At 43.5% G+C, this 15719-nt stretch carries 17 protein-coding genes, 2 tRNA genes and 1 pseudogene; 13 read left to right on the plus strand and 7 right to left on the minus strand.

What is annotated here, in order from left to right:
• Positions 1-23: 23 nt before the first annotated feature.
• On the minus strand, positions 24-776 hold the full coding sequence (locus QZ735_RS14245) for an amidohydrolase (RefSeq protein ID WP_294249651.1): 753 nt from the start codon (positions 774-776) through the stop codon (positions 24-26).
• Between the two features lie 99 nt (positions 777-875).
• On the opposite strand from QZ735_RS14245, the gene QZ735_RS14250 reads away from it, so the two are divergent.
• The 5 genes from QZ735_RS14250 to QZ735_RS14270 all read left to right on the plus strand — a co-directional run bounded on the left by QZ735_RS14250 (position 876) and on the right by QZ735_RS14270 (position 3923).
• Positions 876-1316, plus strand: coding sequence for a DUF6646 family protein (locus QZ735_RS14250; protein WP_294249652.1), 441 nt, complete (start codon positions 876-878; stop codon positions 1314-1316).
• Between the two features lie 103 nt (positions 1317-1419).
• On the plus strand, positions 1420-2769 hold the full coding sequence (gene rseP / locus QZ735_RS14255; protein ID WP_294249654.1) for an RIP metalloprotease RseP: 1350 nt from the start codon (positions 1420-1422) through the stop codon (positions 2767-2769).
• An 81-nt stretch (positions 2770-2850) separates the two neighbouring features.
• Positions 2851-2924: transfer RNA gene (locus tag QZ735_RS14260), tRNA-Asn, on the plus strand.
• A gap of 196 nt (positions 2925-3120) precedes the next feature.
• A tRNA-Asn gene (locus QZ735_RS14265) sits at positions 3121-3194 on the plus strand.
• Positions 3195-3293: 99 nt separating this feature from the next.
• A complete protein-coding gene (locus QZ735_RS14270; RefSeq protein WP_294249656.1) occupies positions 3294-3923 on the plus strand; it encodes an SOS response-associated peptidase family protein in 630 nt (209 codons plus the stop codon).
• 49 nt (positions 3924-3972) lie between these two features.
• On the opposite strand, the gene QZ735_RS14275 is transcribed toward QZ735_RS14270, so the two are convergent.
• On the minus strand, positions 3973-4212 hold the full coding sequence (locus QZ735_RS14275) for a hypothetical protein (RefSeq protein ID WP_294249658.1): 240 nt from the start codon (positions 4210-4212) through the stop codon (positions 3973-3975).
• Positions 4213-4477: 265 nt separating this feature from the next.
• On the opposite strand from QZ735_RS14275, the gene QZ735_RS14280 reads away from it, so the two are divergent.
• Complete coding sequence (locus QZ735_RS14280; RefSeq protein ID WP_294249660.1) at positions 4478-7003, plus strand: DUF5686 family protein; 2526 nt, start codon at positions 4478-4480, stop codon at positions 7001-7003.
• Positions 7004-7043: 40 nt separating this feature from the next.
• Here the strand turns inward: QZ735_RS14280 and QZ735_RS14285 are convergent, their stop codons facing one another.
• The 3 genes from QZ735_RS14285 to rplU all read right to left on the minus strand — a co-directional run bounded on the left by QZ735_RS14285 (position 7044) and on the right by rplU (position 8099).
• Positions 7044-7229: a hypothetical protein gene (locus QZ735_RS14285; RefSeq protein WP_294249662.1), complete on the minus strand. Its 186-nt coding sequence runs from the start codon at positions 7227-7229 to the stop codon at positions 7044-7046.
• A gap of 197 nt (positions 7230-7426) precedes the next feature.
• Entirely contained in the window at positions 7427-7684 is a 258-nt protein-coding gene (rpmA, locus tag QZ735_RS14290; RefSeq protein ID WP_027387413.1) for a 50S ribosomal protein L27, read from the minus strand.
• 28 nt (positions 7685-7712) lie between these two features.
• Positions 7713-8099: a 50S ribosomal protein L21 gene (gene rplU / locus QZ735_RS14295; protein WP_294249664.1), complete on the minus strand. Its 387-nt coding sequence runs from the start codon at positions 8097-8099 to the stop codon at positions 7713-7715.
• Between the two features lie 178 nt (positions 8100-8277).
• Here rplU and QZ735_RS14300 point away from each other — a divergent pair, with 178 nt between their 5' ends.
• Both QZ735_RS14300 and QZ735_RS14305 read left to right on the plus strand, forming a co-directional pair.
• Positions 8278-9168, plus strand: coding sequence for a metalloprotease (locus QZ735_RS14300; RefSeq protein WP_294249666.1), 891 nt, complete (start codon positions 8278-8280; stop codon positions 9166-9168).
• Positions 9169-9276: 108 nt separating this feature from the next.
• Positions 9277-10368: an acyltransferase family protein gene (locus tag QZ735_RS14305; protein ID WP_294249668.1), complete on the plus strand. Its 1092-nt coding sequence runs from the start codon at positions 9277-9279 to the stop codon at positions 10366-10368.
• 5 nt (positions 10369-10373) lie between these two features.
• On the opposite strand, the gene QZ735_RS14310 is transcribed toward QZ735_RS14305, so the two are convergent.
• Positions 10374-10613, minus strand: coding sequence for a hypothetical protein (locus QZ735_RS14310; RefSeq protein WP_294249670.1), 240 nt, complete (start codon positions 10611-10613; stop codon positions 10374-10376).
• 157 nt (positions 10614-10770) lie between these two features.
• On the opposite strand from QZ735_RS14310, the gene QZ735_RS14315 reads away from it, so the two are divergent.
• From QZ735_RS14315 to QZ735_RS14325, 3 genes are all read left to right on the plus strand, one after another.
• Positions 10771-11352: a tRNA-(ms[2]io[6]A)-hydroxylase gene (locus tag QZ735_RS14315; protein ID WP_294249672.1), complete on the plus strand. Its 582-nt coding sequence runs from the start codon at positions 10771-10773 to the stop codon at positions 11350-11352.
• Between the two features lie 11 nt (positions 11353-11363).
• Positions 11364-11981 (plus strand): DUF502 domain-containing protein, encoded by a 618-nt coding sequence (locus tag QZ735_RS14320; RefSeq protein WP_294249674.1) that lies wholly within the window; start codon positions 11364-11366, stop codon positions 11979-11981.
• A gap of 237 nt (positions 11982-12218) precedes the next feature.
• Entirely contained in the window at positions 12219-13595 is a 1377-nt protein-coding gene (locus tag QZ735_RS14325; protein WP_294249676.1) for a tryptophanase, read from the plus strand.
• A gap of 123 nt (positions 13596-13718) precedes the next feature.
• On the opposite strand, the gene QZ735_RS14330 is transcribed toward QZ735_RS14325, so the two are convergent.
• Complete coding sequence (locus QZ735_RS14330) at positions 13719-14918, minus strand: PQQ-dependent sugar dehydrogenase (protein ID WP_294249678.1); 1200 nt, start codon at positions 14916-14918, stop codon at positions 13719-13721.
• Between the two features lie 107 nt (positions 14919-15025).
• On the opposite strand from QZ735_RS14330, the gene QZ735_RS14335 reads away from it, so the two are divergent.
• Both QZ735_RS14335 and QZ735_RS14340 read left to right on the plus strand, forming a co-directional pair.
• Positions 15026-15400: a BlaI/MecI/CopY family transcriptional regulator gene (locus QZ735_RS14335; RefSeq protein ID WP_294249680.1), complete on the plus strand. Its 375-nt coding sequence runs from the start codon at positions 15026-15028 to the stop codon at positions 15398-15400.
• Positions 15397-15719, plus strand: a pseudogene (locus QZ735_RS14340) (hypothetical protein); the annotation flags it as partial. The gene QZ735_RS14335 and the pseudogene QZ735_RS14340, both read left to right, overlap by 4 nt.

Consider the following 15719-nt stretch of genomic DNA (forward strand, 5'->3'; position numbering starts at 1 on the left):
CCCAGTCAAAACGTATCCTTATTTTACATTTGAACTGAAAAGACATCACGATCATTGAGGAAGCTGAAATGGTTCCTGAAATCGTTCAGTTCTGAAAGGCTTAGCTCAGCACTGACAAGGTTCCCGGTTTTCCGGGCAATTTCAGTTCCGTCAGGGGAAAAGCAATGGGAGCTTTCCCGGTACACCAGGTCATTCCCATCGGTACCGATCCTGTTCAGCCCGAATACATAAGAAAGATTCTCAATAGCCCGTGCCTTCAGCAGGTGTTCCCAGGCCCCGACTCTTTTTTCCGGCCAGTTCGCCACATACAGCATCGCATCGTAGTCATCGTTGTTTCTGGAAAAAACAGGAAACCGGAGATCATAGCATACCTGAAGCAGAATTCTGAATCCTTTATATGACACAATGGAGCGCTCCCGGCCACGGGTATACACTTCGTCTTCACCTGAAAATGAAAACAGGTGCCTTTTATCATAAAAATCAACCCTGCCATCCGGCTGTACAAAATACATCCGGTTATAGAAATTCCCCTCTTCTTCCACCGGAGCACTGCCGCAGAATGCGGAATTTTTCTTACGCGCCATTTTTTTCAGGAATTCCAGGGACTCCTGATGACGGTCGGAAACTTCAGCAGCATCCATGCAGAAACCCGTGGAAAACATTTCCGGTAACAGGAAAAGGTCTGCCTCCTGATCATGCAGTTCGAACTCAATGATTTCAAAGTTTTTTTCTTTGTTTTTCCAGACAATATCCAGATTCAGTCCCGTAATTTTCATAGAAGGTATTAAAGTTTAATAAAAATACGGTTTTATTTCTGATGCGGTTTTATTTTTGATGCGGATATTTGTTACGTTTTTATCTGAAAAATATAATTTATGAAGAAACTGATGTTTACAGCTTTGCTGATGATGGCCGGAACGGCAGCGCAGGCACAGGCCTGGACAGGAAAAGGGGACCAGAAGATCAATGCAGGATTCAGTGTCTGGGGTTACGGAACAGGCATTGCCGGAACCTATGACTACGGTTTGAACAGGCTGATCTCCGTAGGTGCCGGACTGAATGTTTATTTTGACAATTACCGGGATAACGATGATGACAACAGGGCATTTGTTTTCGGACGGCTGAATTTCCACCTGAAAGATGCCCTCGATCTTCCTGAAAAACTGGATATTTACCCGGGTGTAGACCTGGGTGTCGTGGGACGTGATTTCGGGATCGGAGCCCACATTGGTGCACGGTACTTTTTTACGGAGAGAATCGGGGTTTTTGCAGAAGTCGGAAACAATGGCAGCCTGGGCGTGTCCATTAATCTGTAGAAAATCTTGTATTTATATGACAAAGCTTCCTGAAACGGGAAGCTTTTTATTTGGCATCCTTTTGATAATTGTTACCTTTGCAAATTAAACATAAAAAGCATTAATGGAAATAGCAATCAAACTGTTTCAATTTATATTGAGCATTTCTATCCTGGTCATCCTTCACGAACTCGGGCATTTCTTACCCGCCAAATGGTTCAAGACCAAAGTTGAAAAATTCTATCTGTTCTTCGATCCCTGGTTTTCACTGGTAAAGAAAAAAGTAGGTGAAACCGAGTATGGAATCGGCTGGCTTCCTTTCGGAGGCTATGTAAAAATCGCCGGAATGGTGGATGAGAGCATGGATACGGAACAATTGAAGCAGCCTGCACAGCCATGGGAATTCAGGGCAAAACCGGCCTGGCAGAGGCTGATTATCATGCTGGGAGGTGTTACGGTAAACTTTTTCCTGGCCTGGTTTATTTACACCTGCCTTTCCTTGTTCAACGGAGAAGTATATGCAGACCTTAATAAATTCAGCAATGGGATCGGCGTTACGGAAGCAGGAAGAAAGATGGGCTTTGAAAACGGTGATAAGATCATCAGCATCGACGGAAAGCCTGCTGAACGGCTGGATAATGCTTCTATCAATATCTTACTGGGCGACAATGCTACCGTATTGAGAAACGGAAAGGAAATTACGTTCCCGATCAATAAAGAAGGCGTGGCAGAAGTACTGAAACAGAGGGAAGCCAAAATGTACATTGCACCGAGATTCCCAATGACCGTAGATTCCCTGGTAACGCCGTCTGCAAAGGCTTCGGGACTGCTGAAAGGCGACCGTATTGTTTCCGTAAACGGTAAAGCGACTCCTTTTTTTGATGAAGTCGGGACGGTGCTTACTGAAAACAAAGGTAAAAACGTAGCAATCGAAGTGCTTAGAAACGGAAAGCAGGAAACCCTGTCTGCTGCAGTAGACAAAAACGGGAAACTGGGCGTTGCTGTAGACCAGGCTGGCGTGAATAACGTGATTACGGATAAAAAATATTCTTTCGGAGAAGCCATCCCAAGAGGTTTTGTGCGCACCATTGAGGCATTGACCATGCAGGTGAAACAATTCAAGATCATGTTCAACTCCAAAATCCAGGGTTATAAAAACGTAGGCGGCCCTATCGCCATCATTAAGAATATGCCGATTGACAAAAGTTCAGACGGCGACATTTCCATCAACTGGACTGCTTTCTGGAGTTTTACCGCGATGTTTTCCGTATGGCTTGCTTTCCTGAACCTGATCCCGATTCCCGGACTGGACGGAGGCCACGTTATTTTCACGTTGTACGAAATGATTGTAGGGAAACCGGTTCCGCAAAAAGTTTTGGAAAATGCCCAGATGATTGGGGTAGTATTCCTATTAGGACTCATGATCCTCATTTTTGGAAGTGATATTTTCAAGGTATTTACCGGGAAATTATAATATTTTTTAAAAATTTAAAAAAAATAGTTGCGCAGTACAGATATTCGTCCTATATTTGCACCACTTAAAACAGAAGGACATTCCTCCTTAGCTCAGTTGGTTAGAGCATCTGACTGTTAATCAGAGGGTCGCTGGTTCGAGCCCAGCAGGAGGAGCAAGAAGGCTTACAGCAATGTAGGCCTTTTTTTATGCCCTGAATTTTCTTTTCGCTGATTAATTTAATTCCCTGATAAATAATAAAATAGAGCTGCAACCTGCATCAATACGGGAAAATTTTAATTATTTATGAAATAAAAACTTGCTTGGTATTGATAATCGTTTTATATTTGCACCACTCTAATGAAGGAAAATTCCTCCTTAGCTCAGTTGGTTAGAGCATCTGACTGTTAATCAGAGGGTCGCTGGTTCGAGCCCAGCAGGAGGAGCAAAAAGACGTACAGCAATGTAGGTCTTTTTTTATGCCCTTAATCCAGGTATCAAGTCCAGGTTTGCATATATTTTGTACCATTGGTAATAAATTGCGCATGTGCTATAACTTCAATAATAAAAAAGTCAGTTTAAAGAAAGCAGTAGAGGATCTCGGGGCAGAAGGATATGATGAGGAAAACTTTGTACTGAAAGGCAGCATCAATGCATTCACCAAGCAAACGGAACCTGAAATCCCTGCTATTGTCAATCATAACGGGATTGTGCTGATGAATACATTCTGGGGCGTCAAAGAACACCCGGACGCTCCAACCAAAGGAAAAAACCTGCAATCTGAAAATACCCACACGTTTTACCGTAAAATCGAAAAAAACAGGTGCCTTATTCCCGCATCTTCCTACTTCGAACACAAAACCGTGTCTGTGCCGGGAAAGAAAACCCCGGTAAAAGTAAAGCATGAAATGTTCTGGAAAGATAAAGCCCAGTTTTATATCGCCGGGTATTTTGATATCTATTCAGACGGCAACCTGGGTTTCGGCCTGGTGACCACATTACCGAATCCGGTACAGGCCGAAATCCACAACCGGATGATTATTACCCTCGATGCGAGGTCAGGCCGTGCTTTCCTGGAGCAGGAGCCGATTGAGAGGTTTCAGTTCCCTCAGTATTCACCGGATCTGCAATATGCCAACCTGGAACCTGAAAAGACACCGGATACCCTTTTTTAGCCTTTATACAACAAGAGCCCCGGACTGCGGGGCTCTGTATTTATTTGGTTTAAAGATAAAATGGAGATGCGGAAGCGGAATCGGGTTCCGTATAGATGGTAATAATGCTGTTTTTCAGCAACAGTGCCGGAAGCATCATTCCGGAGCCGTCTTTTTCATAATACATGCCTTTCACATTGGCGTCATCGGTAATGGCTTCCGTAATTTCCGAATGGATCTTTTTAAAGTATTCTATGCTTTCGAATTCCAGGATAATTTTTTCAAGCGGTGTTTTGATTTCTATTTTCATAATGTATCGGGTTTATTATTTAACGTCATTGAATCGGCAGTCCCTGCTGCTTCCGGAATCACTGATGCAAAATACACGCCTTCTTTTGCAGAAAAATCCCGACACCTTTATTTTACGGAAAGGGGCCGTAAAAGATAACGGATGATCATCTTATTTCATTACCTTTGCCGTTTATAGGAAAGCCGTCTTTCAGGCTGAATATTTTAACTCGTAACAATAAAACTGCATACTTTTTGTTTATGCTAATAGCTTGAAGGAACAACAAATGTCAATTAACCATCCGAAATACTACGCTCTTTTTTTTCTGCTCTTTTTTTTCGACTGTATCTATTGCCAGAATACAGCTTCCGGAAGGATTGTTGATGCAAAAACCAATAAGGATGTCACGGGAGTCGATCTGTTCATCAATGACGACGAAAAGCCGGCACTTACCACCACCTCAGGGAATTTCCTTGTTCAGTCGGATACCATCATCTATAAATTAAAATTTCTCAGGAAAAACTATGCCTTGCAGAGCATAGAAATCAGCCCTGAAAATGCTTCCAATATTTTCGTTAAGCTTGCACAGGAAAAAGTAAGCTCCATTGAAGAAGTGGTGATCCATAACGAAAAGCCTAAATATAAGAACAAAAAGGAAAACCCTGCGTATGCCATTATGCAGAAAGTGTGGGAACGCAAAAGAAACAACGGTCTTGATAAATTTGACACGTATACGTTCAAGGAGTATGAAAAGATCCAGTTTGATGCCAACAACCTGGACAGTGCTTTCATGAAGAGGAAAATCTTCAACAAGCTGGATTTTATTTTCGATTATGCCGATTCTACTGCCAGCGGTAAAATCGGGCTTCCGCTTTTCCTGAATGAAGCCGTCTATGAAAACTATGGGGAAAACAGGCCATCCAAAAGGAACAAGAGATTGCTGGTAGCCCAGAAAACCTCAGGCTTCCAGGACAACCAGATCATTACCCTGACCGCTAAGAACCTTTACCGTGATATCAATATTTATGACAATACCCTGAATTATTTCGACATCGGATTTCCGAGCCCGGTGGGAGAAACCGGATTCAGCACTTACGATTACAATCTGATCGACACGATTTCGATCCGCGGTGAAAACGCTTTTAAAATACGGTACCTGCCGAAAAGAACGGAAGTCCTTGCCTTCCAGGGATACCTGTATATTGATACCGACAGCTATGCCGTACTGGGAGCAACGTTAAAATCAACCCAGAAAATCAATGTGAACTTCATCAACGGCATTTCCACGGAACTGGAATATGACAATCCGGATGAAAACACATTCCTGCCGAGAAAGGTGATTACGGAAATCGAAATGACCCCTTTTTCAAAGAAGAAAAGCGCCAAAAGCATCGTGGCAAAGCGGTCTGTGGACTATTCCGACTACGGTTTCAACAAACCTCTTGAAGATAAACTCTTTAAAAGGACCGAAGAAGAATACAGCGATCAGTTTGTTGAAAAAGATGACGCCTATTGGGTACAGGCCCGGCCCGACTCACTGTCAAAAAGCGAACAGGGAATCTATGATATGCTGGATAAGCTCCAGCAGACCCCGAAGTTTAACCGGCTGGTAAAACTATATGAAACACTGGGTTCCGGCTATTACAATGTAGCCAAAAGCATTGACCTCGGCTCTATTTTTTCTGTTTACGGTAAAAATGAAGTGGAAGGAGACCGGATAAGGATCGGTGCGAGAACATATTTTACACGGAATGATCCCTGGAGGCTGCAGTTTTATACGGCTTACGGCTTCAAAGACCACCAGGTGAAATACGGGGCGGAAGGACGGTTTATGTTTAACCGGGTAAACCGCTTTACCGTCGGGGCAGGGACCAGAAGGGACATCTTGCAGCTCGGCGTACAGCTTACCAACGACGATGGGATCATGGCCCGGACATTTGCCTCCTCCACTCTTTTTGCAAGGGGCGAAAACGCTTCTTTAAGCTCCGTAAACCAGACCAATGTCTTTACCTCTATAGAACCCTGGAAAAATATCCAGTTGAGGCTGGACGGTACGATGCAGAGCATCAAATCAGCCAATCCGGATGGATTCAACCTGATGTATTACAAAGACGGCAATGTAAGGAAGACAACCAATGATTCCCACCTTGCCCTGAGCCTTATTGCAAGACCGGGCGCCAAATTTTCACAGACCGGCCTTGACCGGACCGAGCATGGAACACTGGCACCAACCATTATCCTGAAATATACCCGTGGGATCGAAGGCCTTTTCGGATCGGACTTTACGTATAACAAGCTTCAGTTTATGTTTTACAAGCCGATCCTGATCGGGAGCTGGGGCAAGCTGATGCTGAATTTTGAAGCGGGAAAAAACTTCGATACCGTGCCCCTGGCATTGCAGAATGTAATTCCGGGTAACCAGTCGTACAGCCTGGCGGCCAACACATTTGCACAGCTTAACTATTATGAATTTGTAGCGGACACGTATACCACCCTTCATCTGGAACATCACTTTAACGGAAAGATCCTTTCTTTCATTCCGCTGATCAAAAAACTGAAACTACGGGAGGTTGCTTTTATCAGAAGCGCTTACGGAACATTGAGTGATGATTCAAAAGCCATCAATGTGACCGGATTCAAGTATTCTGCCCCGAGTGAACATATCTATTATGAATACGGAGTAGGCCTCGAAAACATCGGTTTCGGGAACCTGAGGATTTTCAGGGTAGACTTTAACTGGAGAGGGAATTACCTGGACCGGCCGGATATTTCAAAATTCGGAATCAAAGCCGGATTTCAGGTAAACTTTTAGAATAACAAAACTCCTTCATAAAGAAGGAGTTTTTTACTGGTCAGGATTCCGAAGGATAGTCTTTGCAGCCGTTGCAGTGGGCAACAATGTACACGATATTGCACGTTGGCCTCTGCCCTTCAGGGATTGCACAATACACATCACACGGAAGACAGCCTGCCGAAGGATTGATTCCTCCCGCCACTTCTTTCAGCTGCTGCCTGCTGATTTTTTTCAGGTTTTTCATAATGACTTTGTTTTAATTTGATGATGGGCCCAATCCGGCTCAGATGGTATAATCTGTTACGTATTTGACACTTACCAAATATATAAATATTTCTCTTTGAATTGAAAAATATAACAAGAAATAAATTCATTTGAATAACCGCATAAAAAAACCTCAGCAATTGCTGAGGTTTTGATTTTTATAAAACGCGTAATTGATTAAGCGTTTGCTTCTACAGATACAAAAGACCTGTTGTTTGCTTTCTTTCTGAAAACTACTTTACCATCAATCAGAGCAAACAAAGTGTGGTCTTTACCGATACCCACGTTTGCACCCGGGTGGTGTTGCGTACCTCTTTGTCTAACAATAATATTTCCGGCAATAGCTTCCTGACCTCCGAAAATCTTTACTCCTAATCTCTTGGAATGTGATTCTCTACCGTTTTTGGAACTACCAACTCCTTTCTTATGTGCCATTTTATTCTAAGGTTTTTTGGTTTAACAATTATTCTGCACCTTCAGCAGATTCGTCTGCTTTTTTAGTGGTTTTCTTAGCAGGTTTCTCTGCTTTTTGTCCTCCGTCAAATCCTGTGATTCCAGTGATACGGATCTGAGTTAAAGATTGTCTGTGACCATTTTTTACCTGATAACCTTTTCTTCTTTTCTTTTTGAAAACGATTACTTTATCAGCTTTTACGTGGTCTAGGATCTCTGCTTCTACAGTGATTCCGCTTACAGCTGGGGCGCCTACAGTGATTGAACCGTTTACGGTAAGAAGAATCTTATCAAAAGATACTTTTCCTCCTTTGTCTCCTTTTAAACGGTTTACAAACAACTTCTGGTCTTGCTCAACTTTGTATTGAAGCCCTGCTATTTCTACAATTGCAAACATTGTTTATAAATTTTTAGTTATTTCGAGGTGCAAATATAAGCATTATTTTCTAATCCATTCAAATTCAACCGTATCTTTTTCTATAAAATTTTAACTATGCAAAGAATAATTTATCACAATAAAGTGATTAAAATTCACGTTAAAAAGAATAACTTCGCACAGATCAAATATATTTAATATGAAAAAAACCTTAAAATTTCCCTTCCTTGCGGGAGCCATTGCTGCTCTCTCACTGACCGCCTGTAACGATGACACCATGGAAACACCTTCCCTGCAGCAGGAACAGCAGGCCGAAAGCCTGAGACCGGAACAGCCGGGTGATCTGGAGAAGGTATGCTATTATGTAGACCAGAACTGGAGCTCCAGCGCCGTGCTTACCACCTCACTACAGAATTCCGCTGACACCAGCTTTATGAATTCCCAGATGACCAAAATTGCAAGCCTGTGGGGAAGAAGCAATCCTACCCTGAGATTCGTAAACGATCCGTCCAATTACAACTCCACCTACAATGCCATTTCCTACTCCACCGGAAAGATCTACTATGGCTATGCGATTTATTATGATGCTAAAAACAAAGGTGGGGATATCGTAAATGCCATGATTCTGGCTCACGAGTATGGCCACCAGCTACAGTACATCTTTGGTCTCCCGACAGTGAACGAATCGACTGCAAGGCCGAATGAACTGGAAGCAGACGGTTTTGCAGGCTATTATCTGAGAAGGCCGAACGGCTATAACCAGACTTCCTTCACCCAGATTGCGGCAGCTTACGAGTTTGCGCAGAGCATCGGGGATTATCAGACCAACAGTCCGGGGCACCACGGAACGCCTCCCCAGCGGAGATCGGCCGTGCGTCTGGGATTCCTGTTAGGCCAGTATGACCTTACGGCTTCTGCCTTTGATTATAATTTCTTCTATTATTACCAGGGCGTCCTTAACGGCACCTATAAAATGGGAAAGAATACCCAGTATCCTGAAATCGATGCCTTTATGCAGCAGCATATGGAAGAGCTGAGAAAAATCCAGAGCGGGGAAATTTCTGCTGAAGAATTTAAAAACCTTAAGTAAACATTCATTTTCGATATTATTCTTCGGGAGGTAAGCTTGGTCTTGCCTCCTTTTGTTTTCCGTAATATGGTAAAGTTTATCTATTTTTGATGTCTCATCCACCCGTTTATGAAAAGAGATCTCTACATTGATTTTGCTAAAGGGACAGCAACCCTTTCGATTGTTTTTATCCACACGGCATTCTGGTCCGGACAGTTTTATATTCCGGCAGAAGTAAGGGTATTTTCGCTGGTATTCGATGTGGCGCTATTTTACGCGCTGAGCGGAATTACTTCGGGTGCCCATATCGAAAAGACATTCTACCGTTTACTGAAGCTGCAGATTACCTACATGATTTTTGTAACGCTCCTCTTTTTCCTGGATTATTTCTTTAAAGTTTTCGGTCTTACCTTTTTCTCTGCAGAATGGCTGCAGGATTTTTATTCGACCTTTGGATCGAAATATGCGGCAACCAGCGTCTCTTCGGTTCCGCAATGGGAAAACCTGGGCAACTGGTACCTTCATCAGTACACCAATGCCGATACCTTTCCCGTAGTGATGGGAAGCTTCTGGTACCTTAAAGTCTACTTTATTCTTACTGTTCTGGGGGTTCTCATCCTGAGGTTTTTCCCGGGGCATATTCCGTGGTTCATCGGCCTCTGTATTGCTCTGACTTTATTGTTCAATATTTTCCCGGAAATTTATCCTTCAGGGCAGGTAGGCTATGTGGCTTTTTATATGGCTGTTTTTCTTACAGGCAATCTGATGAAAGGCAGGAAGATTCCGGATAAGATCGTTCCGGTGCTGTACGGACTGGTAGCTGTGGCATTGTTATGGATGTTCTGGTTCTACGGAAATGAGATTTTTTATAAGATCAACCGCAACAAATTTCCGCCTAAAATCCCTTACATCATCTGGGCACTCTTCTCTCTGGTCACCTTATTTACAGGTTATAACCGGTTACAAATAACCAGAGAAAGCTTCATCACCCATATCGGCAGAAATGCTATTTTTTTCTATTTTGCCCAAGGGATCAGTTCTTCTCTGGTGTATTTTATCGTGGTCCAGTTTCAGGAAAATCTGCCGTGGTGGCTCTTGATGATCCTGGTATATGCGATCAATATCGGGCTTGCTTTCTTAATTTCAGGATTTCTGAAAAAGGCAGACGACAGCGGTTGGAAAGTGCTGCAGTTCCTGCGTATGAAAACAGCCGTCAGATAAGAATGCTAATTGGAGCGTCTTCCGCTTCTTGCAATCAGAGCAATGATGATGATCAGCAGGATGGCGCCGCCAACAATATACATCGGGTCAGCATACCATTCTGTCGTGGTAGTGGTGGTACTGTTTGTGGTTACCGCACCGCCGGATGTCGTTTCCTGGGCAAAAGCAGTAAAAGACATCAATAGGGAGAATGCAAATGTCATCAATGCATTTCGTTTACTTTTTAAAATAGCCGTTGTTTCCATTATTTAAATTTTTGTTTGGTTTTAGAACAATAACAAAAAAAGTACCAGTATGATCCGGAATCAAGGCAGAAACATTCCTGCAGTCCGTCAAAAAGTTAATAAAAATAAACTGCTGTCGTATTGCAAATTATTTTAATTTTACGGAAAATTTGATACTATGTTCAAGTTGAAACTTCCTACCGATCCGAGGTGGGCGAATATTGCGGAAGGAAACATTGAAGAAATTTTAACAGACCATGCCTGGTGCGAGCAGAAAGCGGCTACCAATGCCATTGGATTGATCACCATGCTTCCTGAATATCCTGAAATCGTAACGGAACTCCTGGCCATTGCCCAGGAGGAACTTGAGCATTTCGGCCAGGTTCACGAGATCATCAGGAAAAGAGGGTATACCTTCGGCCGTACCCGGAAGGATGATTATGTAAATGAACTGGTAAACTTCATCCAGAAAGGCGGAAACAGGGACGATCTTATTGTTGATAAAATGCTTTTTGCTGCGATGATCGAAGCACGGAGCTGTGAGCGATTCAAAGTGCTTACCGAAAACATAAAAGATGAAGAACTGAGGGACTTTTACAGAGAGCTGATGATTTCAGAAGCCAATCATTATACTACCTTTATCGGTTTTGCAAGACAGCTGGGCAATCCGGAGAAAGTAAATGCCCGCTGGGAGGAATGGCTGGAATACGAAGCAAAGATCATTCAGTCGTACGGAAAAGGAGAAACCATACACGGATAAAAAAACTGACTTTGAAAAAACTGACGTTTGAAAATATTGCCAATTTTTTCCTGAAAAATTTCTTTCAGGGACTCGTGATCATCGGTCCGATCGGGCTGACGATTTTCGTGATCTGGTATGTCGTAACGTCAATTGACAATATCATCCCATCCGTGGCGAAGGAAATCCCGGGGCTGGTTTTTGTTTCTACCATCCTGATTACCGCTCTCCTGGGCTTCCTGGGAAACAAATTTGTGGTCGGAAAATTCTTTTTCGATTCCATGGACCGCCTGCTGGAAAAGACGCCGGGTGTAAAACATATCTACACTCCGACCAAGGATGTGATGTCTTCTTTCGTCGGTGATAAGAAAAAATTCAATGATCCGGTTTGGGTCAAGACCAATGAAAACCCGGAAATATGGAGGATCGGCTTCCTGACCCAGAAAGAGATGGCCGATGTGGAAAAGCATAACTATGTAGCCGTTTACCTGCCTCATTCCTATGCCATTTCAGGCTGGGTGATCGTTACGGAAGAAAAAAACATCAAACCGGTAGTGGGAATGACCGCGGCCTCTGCCATGAAGTTTGCTGTGAGCGGCGGTGTAGCCGGCTTCCATTCAGACGAAAACATCTTCAAAGCACCGGAATAAGTTCCTTTTATTCCCGGTCTCTCAACCGTTTATGTATTAAAACGGATCAACCCGTATTTTTATCCGGAACGGATATTCTCCATTCTGCCCGGCAAGAATTGAGTCGCTGAAATATCTGTCTTTACAGGTTTCTCACGGGTTTTGTCCATGAAAATAAATAAAACGGCCCCGGACACGTTTATCCTATACGGACTTCTGTCCGCACCCATCTTTACAAATAATTTAATCCATATCATCATGAATTTACCGTACGCGGAACCATTCCGCATTAAAATGATTGAGGAAATCCGCCAGTCAACCAGAGAAGAAAGAGAGCAATGGCTCAAAGAAGCCAATTATAACCTGTTTAACCTGAAATCATCCCAGGTCTATATTGACCTGCTGACCGATTCCGGAACCGGAGCGATGTCCGACAGGCAGTGGGGTGCCCTGATGACCGGTGACGAAAGCTATGCCGGATCCCGTTCTTTTGAGCAGCTGCACCAGACCGTCCAGAACATCACGGGGTTCAAATACCTTCTGCCTACCCATCAGGGAAGAGCTGCTGAAAACGTTCTTTTCTCCGTACTGGTAAAGGAAGGCGACGTAGTTCCGGGAAACTCCCATTTCGACACGACTAAGGGACATATTGAATTCAGAAAGGCCCATGCAATCGACTGTACGATTGATGAAGCTTTTGATATCAATGACCTTCATCCTTTCAAAGGAAATATCAACCTTGAGAAGCTGGAAGAGGTTTACAAAAGCCATCCGAAAGAAAACATTCCGTTCTGCCTGATTACCATTACCTGCAACTCTTCAGGGGGCCAGCCTGTGTCTCTGGAAAACATGAAAGCCGTTAAAGAACTTTCCGACCAATACGGGGTTCCTGTCTTTTTTGATTCTGCCAGGTTTGCTGAAAATGCCTATTTCATTAAAAAAAGAGAAGCGGGCCAGGAAAACAGAACGATCAAGGACATCTGTAAAGAAATTTTCTCTTACGGAGACGGAATGACGATGAGCTCCAAAAAGGACGGACTGGTGAACATCGGGGGCTTCATTGCTTTAAACAGTGAAGAGGTATTCAGGAAAGCATCCAATTTTACCATTATCTATGAAGGCTTTATCACCTACGGAGGGATGGCCGGAAGGGATATGGCAGCACTGGCCGTAGGACTTGACGAAGCCACTGAATTCGCTTATCTGGAAAGCCGTATTTCCCAGGTGGAATATCTTGGAAATAAACTGATTGAATACGGAATCCCGGTTCAGAAACCGATCGGCGGCCATGCCGTGTTTATCGATTCGCTGAACTTTCTGCCAAAAGTTGACCGTTCGGAATACCCTGCCCAGACGTTAGGTCTTGAAATTTACAAGGAAGCCGGCATCAGGACTGTTGAGATCGGAACCCTGCTTGCAGACCGCGATCCTCTTACCCGGCAGAACCGATATCCGAAACTGGAGCTGGTACGTCTGGCAATCCCGAGAAGGACTTACACCAACAACCATATGGATTATATTGCGGCGGCCATCAGCAATGTTTATGAAAGGCGTGACGAGATTGCAAAAGGCTACAGGATTACCTGGGAGCCGGACCTGTTGAGGCATTTTACGGTTCAGCTGGAAGAAGCTTAGGTCGTTTTTTCATGTGAGATCTGTTTTTTTAATAAGAACAGACAGGTCAGATCTGGAAAAATCCTCAAAAAAAGCGGGCCCATGTATTTTGTGTCCGCTTTTATTTTTATTCTTTAAAGGATATTACTTTTTAGAAACTTTGTAGAGTTTGCCGCTGTCGGTAATCCCGTAAAGATTGCCGTCCATACCGTTGAGTACATCGCGGAACCTTTCATTCTGGTCCAGCAGCAGGCGTTCTTCCCCAACTACCTTATTATCCTTTATCACGATCCTGTTGATGTGTTTACCGCTAAGGCAGGCAATAAATAAGTTGTTTTTCCATTCAGGGATGCTGCCGGTATAAAAAGTAACCCCACTTGGCGATACCACCGGATCCCAGTAATATACCGGCTGTTCCGTTCCTGCTTTTTGAGTGGTACCATTATTGATTTTTTCACCGGAATATTCGATGCCGTAGGTGACATCACCCCAACCGTAGTTTTTCCCGGGTTGGATCAGGTTGATTTCATCACCGCCCCTCGGTCCCATTTCGATATCCCAGAGCTGTCCTTTTTCATCCATTGCCAACCCCTGCGGATTTCTGATCCCGAAGGCGTAGATTTCCGGCTTATGACCGGTTTTACCGATGAAAGGGTTTCCCGGGGCAGGCTTCCCGTCTCGGGTGATTTTTAAAATTTTCCCTAAATAATTATCCGTTTTCTGCGCATATACCCGGGTCACTTTATCAGATCTTTCTCCGGTGCTCACGAAAAGGTAGCCGTCTTTATCAAAAGCCAGCCTGCTTCCGTAATGCTTATCCCCATCATAGGAAGGCGTGGCACGGAAGATAACCTGCACCTCAGAAACCGACTTCATGTCGGGGGAGAGCTTCCCCTTACCCACTGAGGTCAGGTTTCCGTCGCCAAAAGGTTCGGAAAAAGTAAAATAAATCATGCTGTTGGTCTTAAAATCAGGGTCCAGGGCTACATCCAGCATTCCTCCCTGTCCTTTGTCATCAACTTTCGGAAAGCCTTTAATGCCGGAAACATTTTTTCCGTCTGCCGATACCAGATTGATAAAACCGGATTTTTCGGTAATCAGGAATCTACCGTCCGGCAGGTTAACTATCCCCCAGGGTTTCCCGATATTTTTGTTGATGATTTCTACACTGTAAGCGGTAGCCGTCTTTACAGGAGCAATTCTTGTCTGGCCTTTAAAAGCCGGCTTATAGTCGGTATTAGGCTTCTCTTCCTGCGCGGAAGGCTCACTGGGTTTTCCCTTTCCCTGGCACGAAACCATGATGGCTGCCGAAGAAAGCAAAGCAGATAAAAAAATCTTTTTCATATACATAATAATTTGGTTTACAGTAAAGAGGAAAAATAATGCCATAAAAATTTGCCAATACGGATTTTTATTCTACATTTGTAGAAACAAATACATAATTGTAGAAAATGAAAGAAACAAAACTTACCGATTCGGAAAAGAACCTTATGGAAATTATCTGGGCCAAAGAAAAGGTATTCATGAAAGACATCCTTGAAGCCTATCCGGATCCGAAGCCTGCTACCACCACTATTGCTACGCTTCTTAAAAGAATGCAGAACAAAGACCTGGTAGGCTATACCCTGTATGGAAATTCACGTGAATACTATCCTAAGGTAGCAAAGGGTGAATATTTTAAGGAAGAAATGTCTTCTATGATTGACCGTTTTTTCAATAGCTCTGTTACCCAGTTTGCCTCCTTTTTCACTTCCAATGCAAAACTGTCCCAGAAACAACTGAAAGAACTCCGTGAAATTATCGACCGGCAAATTGACGATAAATGATAACCGTTCTTAACATGATCGTATGCTCTTCCCTGCTGATTGCACTGTATCATCTGGTGCTGGCAAAGGAGAAAATGTACCGGTTCAACAGGTTTTACCTGCTGTTGTCGCTTGCCTTCTCATACACTGTTCCTTTCATCTCAGTCACGATAAAAGCTCCGGAGCAGATCAGCCCTGTGAAAACAGCCGCTAAAACCACCCTGAAAACATTAGATCTCAGTCCGGTACAGGAAAGTTTTAACTGGCCTGACCTTTTTTGGATGATTTACGGAACCGTGACCCTGATCCTTTTTGTAAAAGCTGTCGCATCTTTCGTCAA

Origin of the sequence: uncultured Chryseobacterium sp. (assembly GCF_913776365.1) — a bacterium.
GTDB lineage: Bacteria > Bacteroidota > Bacteroidia > Flavobacteriales > Weeksellaceae > Chryseobacterium.